The 19,499-nt window shown below is 40.9% G+C and carries 20 protein-coding genes and 2 pseudogenes; 14 read left to right on the top strand and 8 right to left on the bottom strand.

Translation table 11 applies throughout. From position 1 onward, the window contains the following. Positions 1–15 precede the first annotated feature (15 nt). Entirely contained in the window at positions 16–1,089 is a 1,074-nt protein-coding gene (locus H540_RS0125600; RefSeq protein WP_028402994.1) for a sulfate/molybdate ABC transporter ATP-binding protein, read from the top strand. A 190-nt stretch (positions 1,090–1,279) separates the two neighbouring features. Here the strand turns inward: H540_RS0125600 and H540_RS34965 are convergent. Then, positions 1,280–1,511: pseudogene (locus H540_RS34965) on the bottom strand (nucleoside hydrolase); the annotation flags it as partial. A gap of 446 nt (positions 1,512–1,957) precedes the next feature. On the opposite strand from H540_RS34965, the gene H540_RS0125590 reads away from it, so the two are divergent. Further along, positions 1,958–2,860, top strand: coding sequence for an aldo/keto reductase (locus H540_RS0125590; protein WP_028402993.1), 903 nt, complete (start codon positions 1,958–1,960; stop codon positions 2,858–2,860). Positions 2,861–3,118: 258 nt separating this feature from the next. On the opposite strand, the gene H540_RS0125585 is transcribed toward H540_RS0125590, so the two are convergent. Both H540_RS0125585 and H540_RS0125580 read right to left on the bottom strand, forming a co-directional pair. Beyond that, on the bottom strand, positions 3,119–4,087 hold the full coding sequence (locus H540_RS0125585; RefSeq protein WP_028402992.1) for a glycosyltransferase family 2 protein: 969 nt from the start codon (positions 4,085–4,087) through the stop codon (positions 3,119–3,121). 134 nt (positions 4,088–4,221) lie between these two features. Continuing rightward, entirely contained in the window at positions 4,222–6,333 is a 2,112-nt protein-coding gene (locus H540_RS0125580; protein ID WP_028402991.1) for a glycosyltransferase family 39 protein, read from the bottom strand. Positions 6,334–6,732: 399 nt separating this feature from the next. Here H540_RS0125580 and H540_RS0125575 point away from each other — a divergent pair, with 399 nt between their 5' ends. The 7 genes and pseudogenes from H540_RS0125575 to H540_RS0125545 all read left to right on the top strand — a co-directional run bounded on the left by H540_RS0125575 (position 6,733) and on the right by H540_RS0125545 (position 12,192). Beyond that, positions 6,733–7,176, top strand: a complete 444-nt coding sequence (locus H540_RS0125575) for a MarR family winged helix-turn-helix transcriptional regulator (protein ID WP_028402990.1) — start codon at positions 6,733–6,735, stop codon at positions 7,174–7,176. Between the two features lie 143 nt (positions 7,177–7,319). Further along, positions 7,320–8,939, top strand: a complete 1,620-nt coding sequence (locus H540_RS0125570; protein ID WP_028402989.1) for an MDR family MFS transporter — start codon at positions 7,320–7,322, stop codon at positions 8,937–8,939. Between the two features lie 300 nt (positions 8,940–9,239). Then, positions 9,240–9,413 (top strand): annotated as a pseudogene (locus H540_RS32695) (hypothetical protein); the annotation flags it as partial. Positions 9,414–9,428: 15 nt separating this feature from the next. Beyond that, entirely contained in the window at positions 9,429–9,890 is a 462-nt protein-coding gene (locus H540_RS0125560) for a (2Fe-2S)-binding protein (protein ID WP_028402988.1), read from the top strand. After that, positions 9,890–10,909 carry an XdhC family protein gene (locus tag H540_RS0125555; RefSeq protein ID WP_028402987.1) on the top strand — a complete coding sequence of 340 codons (1,020 nt, stop codon included), beginning with the start codon at positions 9,890–9,892 and terminating at the stop codon, positions 10,907–10,909. The genes H540_RS0125560 and H540_RS0125555 overlap by 1 nt, the downstream gene beginning before the upstream one ends. Further along, positions 10,845–11,444 carry a nucleotidyltransferase family protein gene (locus tag H540_RS0125550; protein ID WP_028402986.1) on the top strand — a complete coding sequence of 200 codons (600 nt, stop codon included), beginning with the start codon at positions 10,845–10,847 and terminating at the stop codon, positions 11,442–11,444. Before H540_RS0125555 ends, H540_RS0125550 begins: the two co-directional genes overlap by 65 nt. Before the next feature lie 100 nt (positions 11,445–11,544). After that, the gene (locus H540_RS0125545) at positions 11,545–12,192 is read left to right on the top strand and encodes a TVP38/TMEM64 family protein (RefSeq protein ID WP_028402985.1); all 648 of its coding nucleotides are present in this window, start codon (positions 11,545–11,547) and stop codon (positions 12,190–12,192) included. Between the two features lie 93 nt (positions 12,193–12,285). On the opposite strand, the gene rluF is transcribed toward H540_RS0125545, so the two are convergent. Both rluF and H540_RS31605 read right to left on the bottom strand, forming a co-directional pair. Continuing rightward, positions 12,286–12,990, bottom strand: a complete 705-nt coding sequence (gene rluF / locus H540_RS0125540; protein ID WP_028402984.1) for a 23S rRNA pseudouridine(2604) synthase RluF — start codon at positions 12,988–12,990, stop codon at positions 12,286–12,288. A 392-nt stretch (positions 12,991–13,382) separates the two neighbouring features. Continuing rightward, the gene (locus H540_RS31605; RefSeq protein ID WP_051317277.1) at positions 13,383–14,285 is read right to left on the bottom strand and encodes a hypothetical protein; all 903 of its coding nucleotides are present in this window, start codon (positions 14,283–14,285) and stop codon (positions 13,383–13,385) included. A 110-nt stretch (positions 14,286–14,395) separates the two neighbouring features. Here H540_RS31605 and H540_RS30910 point away from each other — a divergent pair, with 110 nt between their 5' ends. Both H540_RS30910 and H540_RS0125525 read left to right on the top strand, forming a co-directional pair. Next, a complete protein-coding gene (locus tag H540_RS30910; RefSeq protein WP_081415280.1) occupies positions 14,396–14,644 on the top strand; it encodes a LysE family transporter in 249 nt (82 codons plus the stop codon). Between the two features lie 253 nt (positions 14,645–14,897). Continuing rightward, the gene (locus H540_RS0125525; protein ID WP_028402983.1) at positions 14,898–15,560 is read left to right on the top strand and encodes a hypothetical protein; all 663 of its coding nucleotides are present in this window, start codon (positions 14,898–14,900) and stop codon (positions 15,558–15,560) included. Between the two features lie 90 nt (positions 15,561–15,650). Here H540_RS0125525 and H540_RS0125520 read toward each other — a convergent pair whose 3' ends face one another. Continuing rightward, positions 15,651–16,301: an FMN-dependent NADH-azoreductase gene (locus H540_RS0125520; protein ID WP_028402982.1), complete on the bottom strand. Its 651-nt coding sequence runs from the start codon at positions 16,299–16,301 to the stop codon at positions 15,651–15,653. A 214-nt stretch (positions 16,302–16,515) separates the two neighbouring features. Here H540_RS0125520 and H540_RS0125515 point away from each other — a divergent pair, with 214 nt between their 5' ends. Further along, complete coding sequence (locus H540_RS0125515) at positions 16,516–16,911, top strand: MerR family transcriptional regulator (protein ID WP_028402981.1); 396 nt, start codon at positions 16,516–16,518, stop codon at positions 16,909–16,911. After that, entirely contained in the window at positions 16,905–17,444 is a 540-nt protein-coding gene (locus tag H540_RS0125510) for a flavodoxin family protein (RefSeq protein ID WP_028402980.1), read from the top strand. The genes H540_RS0125515 and H540_RS0125510 overlap by 7 nt, the downstream gene beginning before the upstream one ends. A gap of 97 nt (positions 17,445–17,541) precedes the next feature. Here H540_RS0125510 and H540_RS0125505 read toward each other — a convergent pair whose 3' ends face one another. After that, the gene (locus H540_RS0125505) at positions 17,542–17,721 is read right to left on the bottom strand and encodes a hypothetical protein (RefSeq protein ID WP_028402979.1); all 180 of its coding nucleotides are present in this window, start codon (positions 17,719–17,721) and stop codon (positions 17,542–17,544) included. A 222-nt stretch (positions 17,722–17,943) separates the two neighbouring features. Then, positions 17,944–18,786: an alpha/beta hydrolase family protein gene (locus H540_RS0125500; protein ID WP_028402978.1), complete on the bottom strand. Its 843-nt coding sequence runs from the start codon at positions 18,784–18,786 to the stop codon at positions 17,944–17,946. Positions 18,787–18,963: 177 nt separating this feature from the next. Here H540_RS0125500 and H540_RS0125495 point away from each other — a divergent pair, with 177 nt between their 5' ends. After that, positions 18,964–19,260: a hypothetical protein gene (locus tag H540_RS0125495; RefSeq protein WP_028402977.1), complete on the top strand. Its 297-nt coding sequence runs from the start codon at positions 18,964–18,966 to the stop codon at positions 19,258–19,260. The last annotated feature ends 239 nt before the right edge of the window (positions 19,261–19,499 follow it).

The raw sequence follows: 19,499 nt of genomic DNA, 5'->3' as shown, positions 1-19,499 counted from the left end.
GAGGAGGAGAGAAACATGACGATTGAAGTAAAGCGCGTGTCTAAGCATTATGGGACGTTTAACGCATTAAAAGACATTCATTTAGAGATTAAAAAAGGAGAGCTTGTCGCTTTGTTGGGACCGTCCGGTTCTGGAAAAACTACTTTATTGCGCATTATTGCCGGACTGGAAACGGCAGACGAAGGATCCATTTTATTCGATGGAGATGACTTGACGCATATTCATGTACAGCATCGGCAAGTAGGCTTCGTTTTTCAGCATTATGCGTTGTTTAAACATATGACTGTGTTTGAGAATGTAGCATTTGGATTAAAGGTTCGCAAAAAAAGACTAAGACCGTCTGATGCTGAAATACAAGAAAAAGTATACGAGCTATTGCGGCTAGTAAAAATGGATGGATTTGCAAACCGATATCCTTCCCAATTATCGGGAGGGCAGAGGCAGCGTATTGCACTGGCGCGAGCTTTGGCAGTAGAACCAAAGATTCTGCTGCTGGATGAACCTTTTGGCGCATTGGATGCAAAAGTGCGTAAGGAATTACGGAGATGGCTAAGGAAATTGCATGACGAGTTTCAAATTACAAGTGTGTTCGTCACGCATGACCAAGAGGAAGCTCTAGATGTAGCGGATCGCATTGTTATCATGAATGAAGGGAAAATTGAACAGATTGGTACGCCGCAAGAAGTATATGAACACCCTGCAAGTCCCTTTGTGTATGATTTCCTAGGGAATGTCAATTTATTTCATGGCCGTCTTCATAAAGGAAAGCTAAATCTCGGTTCTGCGCAGTTCGAAGTGCCGGATCATACGCATGTTGTTAATACTGACGCAGTCGGCTACGTCCGCCCTCATGATTTGGCTATTGAACGAACAAAAACAAGTGAAGATGCTATATTAGCCAGAATCATATATTCTCATATAGTAGGGCCTGTCGCACACGTTGAATTAAGGCGTGAGGATACAGATGAGTATTTAGAAGCGGAAATAAGCAAAGAGCATTTTGTACAGCAGCAATTTCGTACAGGGGAAGCAGTCTATGTCCGGCCTAAGGAAGTAAGAGTCTTTATTCCGGAGGATTTCGTTATTTGAAAAACTAGAATCTTATTTCTGTGAAGAAGGGAGTTTAAAGGCTGTAAGAGCTGAAAACTATTATGTGAAGGGCGCCATCTGTTAGAGCAGGTGGCGTTTTTTCGTTATGTCATTCCTGCCTGGTGAAGAATATCACCCAATGTTTTCATTTATAACCTTTTTCGCTTTTTTCCCTACGAATGTCTCTAATGTGGATTTCAGGATCATATACAGTGAATTTATCAGTAAATGGCATAGTCGCACCGCTTATAACCGGGATAGCTTGTCTTCCTGCTAGCAGAGGTATGCTGCATTGCGTGTGGTTTGCTCTTGTGTAACATTTCCGTAGCTTGTTACAATTCTCATGATTTCAATTTGAGGATGTATATGTAGATCACAGCCAACGAATCATCAATACCAATAATACCTTCTTCAAAGGATATCTCCTTCTCCCACGAGCTAAAGGATATGAAAGCCAATCTATGTATAGGAAGAGAGATGATCCATGTATGTAATTTATAAAGAAAATAGATCGTTTACTGTAATTTCATGACAGACTGCAAAGCAGTTTTATTTGAAAAATAAAATCTAATAGATTACAGTAACAAAGGAAGTTTCTTTTTATGAAAAAGACTGAAGCGGCTGCAAACTCAATCAATGGCAGCTTCTATATTTAAAACTGCTGACAATTACCCTTTTCTTTCAAGCAGGTAAAGGTCCTGTTTGTGAAAACTGACTCCGCTTTCGTTCTGGGAGCTGCATTTGCAGCTATTCTTTCATTTGTACAAGATATACAGTTTAGTTAACGATGAGATTGTGCTTTTTATGCAGGTTATGATAGATAAAAGGCGCATTCTAGTTTATATACAAAAAGGAGCGACTAACTTATATGGAAAGAATTAAATTAGCGGAAGATTTATCGTTTTCAAGAATCATTCACGGTCTATGGCGTCTATCTGAGTGGAAGCAATCCGAGAAAGAAACGCTTGCTTTAATTGAATACTGTTTAGAAAATGGAATCACTACTTTTGACCATGCCGATATATATGGAAGTTATACTTGTGAAGAGTTATTCGGCAACGCTTTGGCTTTAAAACCAGGGCTGCGTGAGCGTATGCAGCTTGTAACGAAATGCGGGATTGTTCTTCAATCTCCAAATCGTCCAGAACATAAATCTCATCATTACAACACGAGAAAAGACCATATTCTTCGCTCTGTTGAGAAGTCTCTTCAAAATCTGCGCACAGATTACATCGATTTGCTGCTTATTCACCGTCCCGATCCTTATATGGATCCGGAACAGGTAGCAGAAGCTTTTCATGAGCTGAAACAATCCGGTAAAGTTCGTCATTTCGGCGTATCGAATTTTAAAGATCACCAGTTTGATTTATTGGAGTCTTATCTTGATTTTCCGCTAGCTACAAATCAAATTGAGCTATCTGCCTACAATCTTGAAAATATTGAAGATGGAACTCTGAATGTTTGCATGAAGAAGCGCATTCCGCCGATGGCTTGGTCGCCTTTAGCAGGTGGAGAGGTATTCTCATCCAATAACGAGAAAGCAGTCAGACTTCGCGATACTTTAACGAAAGTACAAGAAGAAATCGGTGCAAACGGCCTGGATGAAGTATTGTACGCATGGCTGTTGAACCATCCGGCTAAAATCATGCCAATCGTAGGATCGGGTAAAGAAAAGCGTATCGAAAGCGCTATTCATGCCTTGGGGCATAAACTGACTTTAGATCAATGGTTTGAGATTCTCCACAGTTCCATGGGTCATGAAGTGCCTTAAAATGTGATCATTTACAAAGGGGAAGCCTCTACATGTTTAGAGGCTTTTTTTATCATAAATTAGGCGAGAATACCCCCACTTCAAGCGTGTGAATGGTGTGTAACGGTAAGTTCATGTTTATCAGTGTTTTTCTGAGAAGAGGCATGCTTTGTTGCCTGTAATCAAAAAGGTATTATGATTCTTTGATTCAAAACATAGTAAGTAATGTCTACAAATTGATGTATTGTGACCAGCTTTTTTACCAATGGCGCCAGCTTATTATTTATGCCCTATACTGTTTGCTGCTTTGCGTTCTATCCCATAATGATCACGTACAATGTAAAGAGGGCGGTTTTTTGTTTCGTCGTAAATACGTCCGATATACTCGCCAATTACACCGAGTATGATAAGGACAATTCCGCTGAAAAGCAACTGGATAATTATGAGGGAAGCCCATCCTGCAACTGTGCTGTCGGTAAATAGCTTTAAATACAGCACTACAAGCATATAGATAAATCCTGCGGCGGAAAGAAGAGCTCCAGCATAGCTTGCAAGCTTTAATGGCTTGTAGGAGAAAGATGTTATTCCATCCATGGATAATTTCAACATTTTTTTCAGAGGATATTTCGTTTCTCCTGCCAAACGTTCATCACGCACATACTCGATAGCTGTCTGGCGGAACCCTACCCAGCTTACTAACCCGCGGACAAAGCGGCTTTTTTCCGGTATTTTTTTCATTTCGTCGCACACCTTACGATCTATGAGGCGAAAGTCGCCCGTATCAAGAGGGATGTCGATATCCGTAGAAGCGCGCAGCAGGCGATAAAATAGAGAAGCAGTTTGTTTTTTGAAAAATGTTTCTCCTTTTCGCTGCGTTCGTTTTGCATAAACAACATCATAGCCTTCTTTCCATTTTTCAATCATTTCTAAAATGAGTTCGGGGGGATCTTGCAAATCCGCATCAATCACCACAATCGCATCGCCTAAGGCATAATCCATTCCCGCGGTAATCGCGATTTGATGTCCGAAGTTGCGTGAGAAATCGATGAGTTTCACAGAGGAATCTCTATCGCTGTATTCCTTCAAAATGGAAGCTGTTCGATCGCGGCTGCCGTCGTTCACAAAAAGAAGTTCGTATTCTTCCCCGGTAAGCTTCATCACATCTGTAAGCCGTTTATAAGTTTCTGAAATGACAGCCTCCTCGTTAAAAACAGGGACAACAATTGAATATCGTACTGGTATAGTCATATTCTACTCCTCCTCCCAAATTCATTTATTCATGCAATTTCATAAACAGTAATCCTTATCTACGAATCCTTTTCATACATATATGGTCTTCGCTAGATTAAGAATGACAGGAGGAGTTTTCCTCCCGTCTTCGTTTATCCTTTATACTCATAAAGCGTCATCGATCGGTTCATACCAGTACGCTGTGTGTTGTCTGTATTTTGAGAAGATTGCCATTCGCTGCTTGGAACTTCTTTGGCATTCGCTTTAATCCATTCATTCACTTTCTGATTGCCTCTGCCTTCGCCGGAAATTAAGAAGTATTTCACTTCTCCGTCTTTGGTCATCTTCGCTAACTTTTCAGGGGTTACGGCCGGGTCGTTTCCTGAAAATCCGCCCATTGCCATGACCGCGTAGTCAGTTTGCAGCATAAAAGGGTACGCTTCCCTAGTACTTTCTGTGGCTAACATGAATGTTTCGCCGTTATAGTGCTTTTTCAAATAAGAGATCAGTTTCGCGTCCGCTTGTGATTCCATCATAGACCCGCCGCCATTTCGATTCGGTCCAGCTCCCACCATAGAGCTTCCGTGATTTCGATTCAATCCGGATCCCATAGAGCCGTCGCCATTCCAAGCCGGTCTAGCTCCCATCATAGGCCCGCCGCCTCCCATGCCGCCGGATTGCCTCGAATTTGGTCCCGCGATTGGCAGTGCGCTATTTCCTCCATCCAAAATAGTAGCAAGGGTCCAATAGAAAGGGAAAATGAGCAATACTAGCATCCCGGCTATGGATAAGGAGTAAGCTGTTTTTTCCCGTTGACGCATTACAATGAGAAGGACAGAGAATACAAGTCCTAGAATAATAGGCACCGCTATCCATGCTTGTGAAATTACGTTCTTGTTCTCAAATAAAATTAAGGCTTCGAATAAGGAAGTTGCTAATACAGAAACGGGCAGCAGCCAGCTCTGCCATCCTTGTTTTTCTTTATATAAATTCCATAACATCGTCCAGCCGATCCCTGTTAACGCCGCAATGGCAGGACCCATCATACTGAGATAATATTGATGGAAAAAGTTTGCGATACTGAAAAATACCATCATCGGAAGCAGCCATGTTAACCAGAATATCGCAAATTGGTGCTGCAGCGTGAATGCCCGATTTTTCCGAAAGGATACAACAAGAGCGATTCCGGCAAAGAGAACTAATGGCAGCAGCCAGCTAGCCTGCCCGGATAACTCTTTGGAAAAGAGACGAGCTGCACCAGGAGTCCCCGTTCCGAACATACCGTTCATGCCGCCTTGTTTACCGCCTCTCGGTCCGCCTGCAAAAGAAGGATTTCCGTCTCTTGTTTGTTTTTGTATATTTTGCGAGTCTGCAGGAGACATGGACGGCTGTTCGCCGTTTCCAGATATATTATTCGTACCTTGGGAATTCGCAGGAGGCATTTGAGGAACATTTCCCGCCGCTTTTCCTCTTGATTGATCTCCTGTTAATCGGGAAATACCGTTGTAGCCAAGGGCTAATTCCAGAACAGAGTTCGTCTGGCTGCTTCCGATGTAAGGCCGCTGATCTTTGGAGGTGGAATCTACAATGACCGCCCAGGAAAGAGAAACAGCGGCTAACACGACAGTAGCTATAGTTAGCTGTCCGATCCGTTTTGTCCATTTTGCTTTCACGGCAATAAAGTAGAACAAGTAAAAGGCGGGCAGCACCATATAAGCTTGAAGCATTTTAATATTGAATCCTATCCCCACCAGGATAACACTTACGAGCAGCCAGCTCACCTTTTGCTGATCCACGGATTTCATTAACGCCCATGTGGCAATCAATAACGTGAGAATCAGTATACTGTCTACGTTATTCGTACGGACCACTGCGACAAAAATAGGGGTACACGCTAGAACTAAGCTTGAAAGCAAAGCAGCTGTGCGGCCAAATTTAGGCTTGACTACGACATACATAAGCCAAACGGAGATGACTCCTGCCAATGCTTCCGGCAAGAGAACACTAAAGTTGCTTAATCCAAATATGGAAGCACTTAATGTTTGAATCCATAATGCGACTGGCGGCTTATCTACGGTAATAAAACCAACCGGATCGAATGATGCATAGAAAAAGGCATGAAAGCTCTTTAACATACTTTTCACCGCAACGGTGTAATACGTGTTTGAACCTGCTTTGGTCAATTGATAGAAATTTAGAAATATGGATAGTAAGATAATGCTTGTCAGCAGGAAATCAATTCTTCCTTTAAACTTTGTTTTCATATTTTCCTCCCTTTAAAAATAGAGTTCTGGCATTTAAGAAATGAACTCTTGTTTCTCAGTAAATAGTCTTGTTGATGAGTCTTATAAAAGAATGGGTTTAATCTATGCTCAGTGTAGGAAACCTTTCTTAAATTTTCCTTAACTGTTTTTGTATACAGTCAATTTAATTGAGGGGATCTTGAAATCTTTTTAATAAATGTAAAGGAATATTATTGTTAAAAGGAAGAAATGGGCATGGAAGCTTTACTTGTGTACTTTAATGTATCGTTTGAAAATGACAAGTATCGATCGCCTAGAAAAAAGATTGACATTTAATTATGCATGAATTATATTTAATCAGGCAAAATATTTAACAATGTTATATATTTATCTGTAATAAATTTTAAGGAGGATTAAATGATGAGTGAGGTGAGTGACTATATTCAACGAATTCAATCGGCGCTTCACATAACATTTCAAAAGATGCAGCCAGAGATGCTCGAAAGTATGAATGCGCTAGGAGTGACACCTACGCAATTGTTTGTTCTGGCTTTTTTGAATAAAGAAGGAAGTGCAAAGGTTTCTCAATTAGCGGAAAAAATGGGTGTGAAACCAAGTGCGGTCACGTTTATGGTGGATCGGCTTGAGCAGCATAAGCTCGTTATGAGAGAGCACGATACGAAAGACAGAAGGGTTGTGAATATTAGCCTTACTAAACAAGGAGAAGAGAAATTTAAGAAAATCTTGCAAGAAAGAAAAGTAATCGTAGAACGATATCTTTCTCATTTGACAAAAGAAGAGCTTTTATTTACGGCAGAGATTGCTGAAAAACTTGCACAATCTGCTATTTCAGAAAAAGAATGAGGCGAAACGAGCTTTTTGAACTTTGCAGAAATAAATCGATCTTCTAATGAACAAACTTTTAATAAAAGCTGCTTATGACAGCACTGTTAAGCTTGTCTGGAAAATGAAAGAGAATGAATATATAAACAGAGGGAGATAACGAGATGAATACAACTGAGAATGCAGAACAAAATCGTACACTGCTATTAATCGGACTCATCATTGCGATGTTCTTTTCCGCACTTGACGGTACGATTGTAGGAACTGCGATGCCGAGAATTGTCGGAGACCTTGGCGGATTAAGCATGATGACATGGCTGACTACAGCCTATCTATTGACTTCTACTACAGTTGTTCCTATTGCGGGAAAGCTGGCTGACTTACTGGGCCGCAGAGCTGTATATGTTACAGGACTTATTCTTTTTATGGGTGCTTCTGCACTTTGTGGAATGGCACACAATATGACAGAGTTAATTATATATCGCGGATTGCAAGGGATTGGCGGCGGTGTTTTGATGCCGATGGCTATGATTGTAGTCGGGGATTTATTTACAGGAAAGCAGCGCGCTAAATTCCAAGGGGTATTCGGCGGAATTTATGGTCTTGCTTCCGTGATTGGTCCGCAAATCGGCGGATGGATTGTTGATTCATTGAACTGGAAATGGGTATTTTATATTAACCTTCCTGTTGGAATTTTGGCTACCATCTTAATCACGATGGGATTAAAAGGCCGAAAGCATACAGGACCTATCAATTTTGATATCGCAGGTATGTTTACTATGATTGTTGGGATAGTAAGCTTGCTTCTGGCCCTTAGCTTCGGCGGAAAAGACTATGATTGGGATTCATGGCAAATTCTTGGTTTATTTGCGCTTGCGGTGATTGGTTTAGTGAGCTTCGTGATTGTGGAAACGAAAGCGAAAGAACCGATTCTTCCCATGTATTTATTCAAAAATAGAACCTTCACCTTCTTGAATTTAATCGGGTTCTTTATGGCTGTAGGGATGTTCGGAGCTATTACATTCGTTCCATTCTTTATGCAAGGGATTGTAGGAGTAAGTGCAACAGAATCAGGAACTGTTATGGCACCGATGATGATTTCAATGATCATCACAAGTGTTATCGGAGGGCAATTAGTTTACAAGGTTGGAATTAAGCCGCAAATCCTTGCAGGCATGTTAATTATGGCGGGCGGATTCTTCCTGCTGACAACAATGGATATGGGTACAAGCAAGCTAATAGCTATATCCTATATGGCGATTATCGGTATGGGCATGGGGTTAGTTATGCCAATTCTTACATTGGCTCTGCAAGAAAGTTTTTCAAAAGAAGAGCTTGGGATAGTTACATCTTCGAGCCAATTCTTCCGTTCCATCGGAGGAACATTCGGAATTACGATTTTAGGGGCAGCCATGAACAGCAAATCCGGAACGTTTTTAACAGACAAACTTGTTCCGTTCCTGGATACGCTGCCGGCAGAAGCGAGCTCTATGGTTTCTAAATTTAAAGATATGATTGCGACAAATCCGGAAGGGCTGTTTCAAATGCTGTTCAGTCCAGAAACATTGAAACAAATGCCGGCTGCATTGGCTGACAAAATGGTGCCAATTTTAAAAACGGCATTAATGGATTCATTGCACAGTGTATTCTTCGTCGGATTAGTTTTTATTGTGGTAGGAGCAATATCTACTTTGTTCTTAAAGCAAATCAAATTATCCAATAAAAAAGAAGAAGAACCTGTTGACGAAGGAAAGCCAAAAGCAGCTGTTCCGTCTTCTAACTAATAGCTGTTTGCGCACTTTTCTAAAAAAATGTTCTATGGTTTTCGATATGAGGCGAAAACACCCGCTTCCTTTGCGTACTAAGTATGCGAGGGAAGCGGGTGTTTTTTAGTCGAGAGAAAAGAACATAGGTTATCATATGGATAGATAATTGAAGAATGTGAGAAAGAGTTTCTTTAATTGTAAAATTACAGAAGTTAATGCCGTGTATAAAGAAGCATCAGTGTAAATTGCTTATCCATTCAGGTGCTAAATGGAATAGTGAGCTAATAATATTATAGAGTAACGGAAAGGAGGGGACGTATGAACGAATATCAAATTATCGGAAAAAGCGTTCCTAGCAAAGAAGGAATGGATAAGGTTACTGGAAGAGCAAAATATATTGATGATGAAAATGAAGCGGGAATTTTGCATGCAAAACTTTTGACAAGCAAGCATGCCCATGCCTATATAGAGGGAATTGATACGAGCAAAGCTTGAAGGAGGGAGAGCGTGATTACAAAGGTTGGCCTTCGCATAAATGGAGAAAATCGGGAAGGAATCGTGAGAATGGCAGACACGCTTTTAGATACGCTGCAGGATCAATTTGACCTAACAGGGGCAAAGCGTGGCTGTGAAAATGGAGATTGCGGATCTTGTACAGTTTTGATAGATGGATGGCCAATGAAATCGTGCATCACGCTTACAGTGGAAGCGGCGGGGAAAAAGATAACAACTATAGAAGGTTTACAAGGCTCTCTTGTACAAAAGGCGTTTATGGATAAATGGGCGTTTCAATGCGGATATTGTACTCCCGGGTTTATTATGAACTGTCACGCTCTCGTAAATATTCATCCTGATGCGAACGATAAAGTGATAGAAGAGTGGCTGGAATCAAATATCTGCCGCTGTACAAGTTATCAAGAAATCAGAGAAGCGGTGAGGTCAGTGCTTCAAAAGAAAGGTGAAATGTGATGACTTCATTGCACGATATATTAGAAGCGGCTACATCTCTGCCAGACCCTTGCACTCTTGCCACGATCATTCGGGTAGAAGGTTCATCATACCGAAAAGAAGGTGCGATGATGGTATTTGGAGAGGAAGACACAAGATTTGGCATGCTTAGCGCAGGGTGTATAGAGGAGGAACTCTTTCATTATTCGAAGGATGTAAGTGATGAAAAGTGGGCTATACATGAATTTGATATGAGAGCGGAAGATGATATGTCGTGGGGAGTAGGATGTAATGGAGTTATCCGCGTATTATTGGAGAAGGTAAATCAAACATATCGGGAGCATCTCCAAAGGGTTAAGAAGTACACAGATGAAGGCTCGCGTATTTGGATGGTTAAAAATCTGACATTATCACAGACTCTTTTTCTTAGTGAAGAAGGGCACAGATTCGGAAACTGGGAGAGAGAAATCCCTGTATTATCCGAGCTTAAGAACGGATTACGTGACAATTTATATATACAATGCTTTTCTCCGCGGCCGCGCCTGTTTATTTTTGGTGCAGGAGAGGACGCAAAGCCTCTTGTTCGTTTAGCGAAGGAAACAGGTTTTTTCGTTACCATTTGTGATTGGCGCGAAGCATTATGTACGCCGCTGCGGTTTCCTGAAGCGGCTACATGTGTTGTCGGATTCCCGAAAGAGACTGTATCTCAAATGTCCATAACTAAGCACGATTTTGTTGTGATTATGACTCATCACTTCAAACGGGATGAAGAATTGTTGACGCTCTTACTCAATCATCCTTGCCGCTATCTTGGAATTTTAGGTTCACGACATCGTACAGCCCGCTTATTTTCGGGAAGAGCTAAACCCAAATGGGTATTTTCTCCGGCAGGGCTATCTATTGGAGCACAGGGGCCAAACGAGATTGCCATAAGCATCATGGCGGAAATTATACAAATCTTAAGGGAGAAAAACGATGAGAATCATAGGACTATACCTAGCGGCGGGAAACAGCAGACGCACAGGTCCGGGAGTGCATAAGCTGTGTCTTCCCATACAAAATACCCCCCTTGGAAGTATAGCTTTAAACACTGCTCTTGCCTCAAATCTTAGCGATGTTATCGTTATTGCTAATGAAACACCTTGGCTTTTACGATCTTTACGAATGGACAGACTGCACATCCTTTCTTGCAAGAACGCATTTTTAGGACAATCTTACTCCCTCCGCTGCGGTGTAGAAAAAGCAGAAAGCATGAACGCGGACGGAGTGGTGGTAATGCTTGCAGATCAGCCGTTTATTACAACAAGGCTTCTTAATGAGATAATAAATTGTTACCGAATCAATCAAGAACTTCATTATGCAGCAGCAGGCTATCAAGGAATACCGCGCCCTCCTGTTTTATTTTCCAAAAAACTTTTTCCTGTTTTGAAAGAGCTGAAGGGTGATAAAGGGGCTCGTTCCATTTTCTCGGCCTCGCTGTTCCAAGGCAAGATCATTCCATATGACAATGCTGACCTGTTTTATGATGTGGACACATGGGTGGATTATGATGCGGTAAAAGAGCGGTGGACATAAGATAAAGAAATGAACTCGTGGATATTTCAGTTCTTTAAGTAATATTGTGCTTATATATACCGTATGGATAGTCATAAGCTTATGTAAAAGGAATGGCGTCATGAAAAAGTATCTGTTCATTATTGCCGTAGTGAATTGGATGATTATTATAGGGGCAGCCTATAAATTTAATTTCCTTGTTACGAGTGTGAGTGATTTGGAACAAGTGATTGCAGCGTCACGAGAGAATGTATATTTATTATTTTGTCTGTTATTTATTCTTCGGCTGTTATTATTTATTCCGAGTTCAGTTTTCATTGTCGTCGGAAGTATTCTCTTTCCCTTTTTCGAGAACATTCTTATATCAATCGTTTGTATGCTTGTTACATCAACAATCATTTACATTGCGGGAAGGCGATTTGTTAATTCGCCTATTCATTGTTTTGTGAGTCAAAAGCATCCTGAAGTGTATAAAAGAATAGAAGAGAACCGCCAGAAGTATTTATTCCTTTTTGTATTGATGCCGATTGCTTCAACGGATATGGCATGCTTTATCGCGGCTTCCACAAGAATGGGATATATTCCTTTTATTATTACCGTGTTTGCGGCAATTGTCCCTTTTGTATCTCTCTACACATTTTTCGGAAAAACATTGATTACATCTCCAGAAACGGCTCTGTTTATTACACTGACAATCATCGTTTTTGTACTTTTGGGAGCGAGAATGAAGAAGAAGGAAACAGAAAAAGAAAAAGAGTTGGACCCATAATTACTACTTGTATTGAGAAAAACACCTCCGCTTTGTGAGGTGTTTTACTTTTGTGAAGGAACGTCAGTGACAATATCTGATGACGAGTTTGACCTATTTGCTCGGTTGGTAATTCAAATCCTTGAACAATTGGTCAAGCTCATTTTTAGTCAAATCTCGCCATTCTCCCAGTCCTAGGTCGTTTAAGTGAATGTTCATGATACGAGTTCGCTGCAGTTTGACAACCCTATAGCCAAGCGCAGAACACATGCGGCGGATTTGCCGGTTTAGTCCTTGTGTTAAAATGATTCGAAATACGTAATCAGATACTTTTGTAATTTTACAAGGAAGTGTCTTAGTGTCTAAAATTTCTACTCCGCCTGCCATCCTTTTCAAGAAAGCAGGCGAAATAGGCTTGTCTACTCGAACAATATATTCTTTTTCATGTTTGTTTTCCGCACGCAAAACCTTGTTAACAATATCTCCGTCATTCGTAAGAAGAATCAAACCATTTGAATCCTTATCGAGACGTCCGATTGGAAAGATTCGAAGCGGATGGTTTACAAAATCAATAATATTTCCTTTGACGTGCCGTTCTGTCGTGCACGTAATCCCAACAGGTTTATTCAGTACGATATAAACATGTTTCGGTTTCGCTTTAATCGGTTTATTATCAATTCGAACATCATCGCCAGGCTCAACTTGACTTCCTAATTCAGCTGCTACTCCATTAATTGTAATTCGTTTATCGGAGATCCACTGGTCCACTTGACGTCGAGAACCAATACCTGTCTCGCTAATAAATTTATTAATCCGCAACAATAACCCACCTTTAAGTTTAAGACTTATTTTAATAAGATAATTTAAATTTAGCGTGATATGTAGGAGAAGTCAATGCATAGCGGTATCGTCTATTATGGAAGTGCGTATTTGTTGCAAGATAAAAAACGTAATAAGCAGCCATAACATGGACGAGATTGATTAGGGTCATGCGTAAAATCAGTCAGGTCGGCAGCGAACATGTAAAGCGTGTATCGGAGAGTGGAATACAACAGACAAAAGAGCAAAGCTGTTTAGTAAAAAGACACAAGGGAGGGTATCTTGAAGGGTTTGACCGCTACTATCCTTGACAGGAGCACTATGCCCATCTAAAAAGGATCGGCGGTTTTTGCCCAGTTTTTCTCATGTTCGCTGTAAAGTTTACTTCCGTTCTATTCATTTACAGACCTCGTCTTGCGCGCTTTCTTCTTCACTGCTGTTCTGTTCAATTCCTCATACAAGGAGTCTCCATCAATTTTCCAACGGTCGGTCAAGTTGTCTCTGCGGACTATGAATTGCACGATCCTTTTCTCTAGCTTTCCTTTTTTCCTCCACATATCTACCTGTACGGGAACGTTTACAGAAAACAATCCGTTAATGTCTTCAAGCGGCGGTTCGGGCATACGTCTTATCCTAAAATACTTTAATTCCTGAACGGTTTCGTGCAAATGCGGGCCCCTTCGTTCGTTTGAAACGACCAAATCCATCAATTTTGGATCGCTGTTATGTACGGTCAGGGCAAATATGTTGATAAGCTCGTACGGGTCTACCTTGCTTACATATTCATCAAATTTACCCCCAGCTTTCAATATCATAATTTTATGAGCGAGATCCTCGTGATGGGAACGATGTGTGGTGCTTCCGTAAAAATGGACGCAAAAATGACCGGGAAATCCGTTTTGAAGCGCACCTGCGCCGTGCGGCATGCCATGCATGGAAGCTGCAATTAACTGATCGTTTACGAAAACAACAATAGCTCTTCTTTTCCAGCTCCAGTCGCCGCTAAAGATTTTTTTCATGATTCGAGTATCCTTGTGAGTCAAAGGCTGTGCATCAATATGGCTGCTTCCGGCTCTTCGTTGCACCTTGAATCGCAGTCCTGTTTCCACATCAATGATGGTAAAAATCGTTCTGTTCGGAATGATGTCATCCACTTTTTCCCAAGGGAGTATTTCCAAACGGAAGCTTATAGGCAAATCCTCATCTTCTAATGGGGCTGCATAGGCTGAAATATTGAAGATGCACATCACTAGTAAAGAAGCAAAGAAGATGCGGCGGAGTTTGTGTTTGTTCATCGGAATTCCTCCCCTTGTTTTTTATTTATTTTTTCAAAACGAGGCATGATAGATAACTGGAAAAAACAGGGGATAAGGTTGTTCATCAAAAAAGGTGTAGACTTCTTCTCATGATTACGAACCCGATTGCCATTTTAAACTTCGCGGCTATGTTTGCAGGATTAGGATTTGATAAAACCGTGAGTTCTGATTTAACTGCATTCAGCCTTATCTCCGGAGTCTTTCTTGGCGCCGTTTCTTGGTGGTTTCTGTTGAGTATGGGAGTGAGTATTTTGAGAAATAAAATTACGCCGCATTTGAAGTTGGTGAACAGAGTTGCAGGGGTTTTGATTATCTCTTTGGGATGTCTTGCGTTTTAAACGTGTTTGAGAAGAGTTTGCGGATTGTAAATGGAAAAAGTACGTACATTGTCAGTCACAGAGTTTACAGCTTTTTACGCCCAATTGGTAAACGCCCTGAGGAAGATTAACGAGAGCACATGTTAAATTTAAACCCATGTTAAATTTAAACCCATTGTTAAATTTAAACCCATGTATCATGACCATTTCTAAAGCATGAAATCCGCGTATATAATGTACTACTATCCGAATTTCGACACAGGGAGGATTTTTTTTGAGTATTACAACATTACGTGGAAAGCAGGTTGATGTGGAGATATCAGGGAAAAACTTGTTTCAGGGGATACTTATTGAGAGCGGCAAGGGAATTATTGTGCTGTTTGACGGGGAAAGATTTGTATATATTCCTTTTGTACACGTCCATAGAATCAACCTCAGTCCAACTATAAACGATGACATTAGTAATCCGAGTGAAGGATCTTTGGCTGAAGATACAGAATCCATTTCCTATCGTACGATTTTAAACAATGCAAAAGGGCGTTTTACAGAAATCTATGTTACAGGGGATATCTCATTACATGGATATATCACTAGCGTTCGCAGCGACTATTTTGCTTTTTACTCCCCTGTATACAAGACGATGCTGATTTCGCTGCATCATTTAAAATGGCTCGTTCCATACAATTTAAAAACCATACCGTATACTCTCAGCAATCAAAAGCTGCCTGTCATTCCCTCAAGCATTCCATTGCTTCGTTCACTTGAAGAACAATTGAAAAAATGGGAAGGGGAGCTGGTCGTTTTTGATATTGGAAAAATGTCGACAAAGATAGGATTACTGAAAAAGATAAGTGACGGAATCATCGAGCTTGCGGTCGCAAGCGGTGAATCTGTGTATTTAAAGCTTTCCCATATCAAGTGCGTCCACTTACCTTAAATAGAGGCGCTGTTGATGTCAACAGCACCTCTATTTTTTATCCATAATTTAGATGTGATCAAACTAGAGAGTTCCCTGCATGGAAAATAATTAAAATGATTGAGCCATAGCCGCAGCTTTTTGCACAGCCTCTTGTTTAATGCTTTCCGCTTTATCCGGCTGTGCAGCTTGTCCTTCTACAAACAATGTCTGGAAATCTGTAATGCCGAAGAACGTTCCAATCGCCTGCAGATATTTTGGCGCGAAGTTAAATCCTTCGGCTGGTCCTTGGGAATATATGCCGCCAGAAGCTTGAATGTGCAAGATTTTCTTTCCGTTTAACAATCCGACAGGCCCATTCTCCGTGTATTTAAACGTTTTGCCTGCGACGGCAATGCTGTCTACGTATGCTTTTAATAACGGAGGAAACAAGAAGTTCCACATCGGAGTGACAAACACGTATTTGTCATGAGCCACAAACTGATCGCTCAATTCTCCTAAGCGAGCCACTTTCGCCTGCTCGTCTGCGCTTAAGGCATCGAATGCTTGTCCGCCCTGCAATTTTCCCCATCCGTTGAACACATCCAGGTCTATATGAGGAATGGTAGTTTTGTACAGGTGGAGTTCTGCAACTTCATCATTCGGGTGATTTTCTTTATAAGCATGCAAAAAAGCATCTCCCGCTGTTAGGCCAAAGGAGTTTGGGGCATGAGTTGTTTCCCCTGCAAATGGATGTGCCGTAATGTAAAGTAGTTTTGCCATTGTTAATCCCTCTTTTCTCTTTGATAAAATAGTAAGCCATTAATATTATGAAGAATAAAAGAAAAAGCATACATGTATCTTTTAGTATGTATCCTTAATACATAGAATTGCCCCAGCTTAAAAGGTGTATGGGGAATATAAAATTTTGACATAAACCTTGACATTAACATTGGTGTCAAGGTTTAAAATAAATAGGTGGAAAGGAGGGAATCGTTTGCGTATCGGTACATTATCAGAGAAAACAGGAGTGAGCGAGCGGTCTTTAAGGCATTATGAACAGAGGAACCTCATCACTTCCGAGCGTCTGCCGAACGGTTATCGGGATTTCGATTCTTCTATGGTGGATCGCGTAAATAAAATTCAGCTATATTTGGGACTTGGGTTAAATTTGGAGCAAGTTGACACCATATTGAGCTGTCTGGATGTGAAGCCCGCGCTGTATGAAAACCCGTGCAGCTCTATTATCAGCTTGTATGAACAAAAATTGGATGATATTAATGAACAAATTGAATTGCTTTCTAAAATTAAATTTAATCTGGAAGAACATGTGATGATTTTAAAGCGAAATCAAGATAAATCATTTACACAAAGAGGAGATGCATTATGTTAGTAATACATGGAAGTTCTCGTGCAGGCGGTAATACTGAGCAGCTGGCACACTTGATGGCAGAGGGTATAGAGGCAGAGCACATTTACTTGCGCGACAAAACGATTGTTCCGATTATAGATAAACGTCATGACCCAGAAGGATTTACAGCTGTCGAAGACGATTATGACGGGATTGCAAAAGAGATGCTGAACCATGACACGATTATTTTCGCTACTCCATTGTACTGGTATGGAATGAGCGGGCATATGAAGAATTTTGTAGATCGCTGGTCACAAAGCTTGCGTGACCAGCAGCTCCGGTTTGCAGAGCGGATGAAGGATAAAAAATGCTATGTAATCATAGTGGGGGGAGATAATCCAAAGCTAAAAGCACTTCCTCTTGTGGCACAATTTCAGTATATTTTTGATTTTATGAAAGCGTCCTTCGCGGGCTACATTGTCGGGGAAGCGAACACTCCCGGAGCCATTATGAACGACCAATCGGCAATTGGGCAGGCGAATATATATAACAAGCAATTGAAACAATCAAAATAAAAACAGAAACTGCACACCTGCAAAAAGTGTCAAGCGACCCAAAAGAGGCTCCTCGACACTTTAAGAAATGATGTTATGCACGTATTCTATGTTCTTCTTACGGGTATGAAATGCGATTTCCGTTAATCGTTCCCGGTTCTTCTGTATCATTCAGGGACTGCATATACTCTTCAAATTCTTCTTGCATTTCTTTGGGAGCACCTGGTTTTAAGTGCCAATTTCCGGGCTCGTCAACGAAAAACGGGCTTTTCATAAAATCCGGCCGTATTCTAGGCATGTTTTTTGCCTCCTTTTGCATTCGTGTACTTTTTTACCATGCTTCTCTGGGGGATAATTAGATTTCATGATACATGTTCTTACATATGAGCAGATAATATGAGAGATGTGTTGCATGAAGCGTTCTCCCATAAGATGTTTTTCAAAGAAGCAATCCATACTATACCCAAATGGGCCATCTAAAATACGAGCTGTCTATTTGGTAAAAGTGGAATTTGATGTTCTAACACAGATCTTTGTCTATCCAATCAAACATCCGTTGCAATGCTGCTTTATGAACCGGAGGCGGCAAATGATGTCCGTACCCCTCATAGCAATGCATTTCCGTATTCATTTCAAGCTCTTTCAGTGTTCTGTACATATTCAGCCCATGACTGAAATCGACTTGAACGTCTTGCGTTCCGTGCATGATAAGGACGGGACATTGGATGTGCTTTGCCATGAGTATTGGAGACCGGTCTTGATACACGCCCGGGATCTTGTTCGGAGTGCCTCCAAGCACGCGTTTTAGCATTCTTCGCAAATCAATCCGCTCTTCATAAGTTTGCGCTAAGTCGGATACGCCGCCCCAAAGAATCAATTTATGTATATTGGTAATTTTTGCAGCGGTAAGCGCAGCATTGATTGCACCGCGTGAGAATCCCATAATGGAAATTCGTTCGGTATCTACAAACGGGGAACTATGTAAAAGGCGATAAGCGGAAACAACATCTTCATTTTCATTCCCACCAAATTCATCACGTCCTTCGCCGCCTTCATTTCCCCGATAAGAGGGAGCGAAGACAATATAACCGAAGCTGGTGAATTGTTCAATCCAGTCCGTCTTGACTCTGCCTACTTTCCCAATGCCGCCGCGGCAGTAAATAAGGGCAGGGAACTTGGCCTCCATATCTTTCTTTTTGGGGTTAATAGAACTTGCAATTTCTGTTATGGGAAGTTCCTTAGAGCCATAAAACTGCCTAATCATGCTTTTTAATTCAAAAGCAGGGAGGTCAAAATCATTCGGGAGACCTAAGTATCCCTTGACCCTCAATCCATTGGACAAGTATGTTACATGGTAAATCATATAATCCTTCTCCTATCATTGCTTCATTCTTCTTATTTAAGTAATATAGCCCTTAGAGAACAGAAGTACAAGAGAAAGAGGCCGGCGTTTTGAACGTGTTTCATACAAGCGAATTTATTCTGGGGATTTTGTTAAAGATTATAGTAATATATTTTATATTTTGAAAAAGGTGAGTAAATGGCTTTTGGAATTAAACGAGAAGAGTTGCAGTTGTGGAAAGAAAAGGTCAAGAAGGGAGAAATCGCTTTCATTACGCACTATTGGCTGGATGAGCGTTTTCCCGGTATGAAAACAGTGACGAAAGTAGGTTGTGCGGATCTGGAAAAGCTGGCGCAATGGGGAGAAAAGTATGGAATACCTTCCCGTGCTATAGATAAGCGTTCAGAGTATCCGCATTTTGATTTGCTCGGTGAGCGGCAGATTGAAATATTGACGCAAGAAAATTTGTTGGAACAGCTGAAAAGGTTTCTGTAGTTCTTCAAAAGTAAAGTGGTTAGAAATAAAGCATTGCATGCTATCGTAAGGTTATAAAAGTGTTGACATAATATTTAAATGTCTATATAATCGTTTACTATAAAACTTGAAAGAACATGCCGTTATGTTACTTATAAATAGATTTAGCGTTGAAAAGGAGTAGTAAAAGAGAAAGTTAACGTCCAGAGATCCGTTCCATTGGCTGAGAGAACGGTCGTTCATTCTTTTTGAAGGTCGCC

This window comes from Ectobacillus panaciterrae DSM 19096 (assembly GCF_000430785.1).
Taxonomy (GTDB): Bacteria; Bacillota; Bacilli; order Bacillales; family Bacillaceae_G; genus Ectobacillus; species Ectobacillus panaciterrae.
The sequence above is the reverse complement of the archived record's forward strand: the minus strand, read 5'-3'. Positions and strand labels throughout refer to the sequence as shown.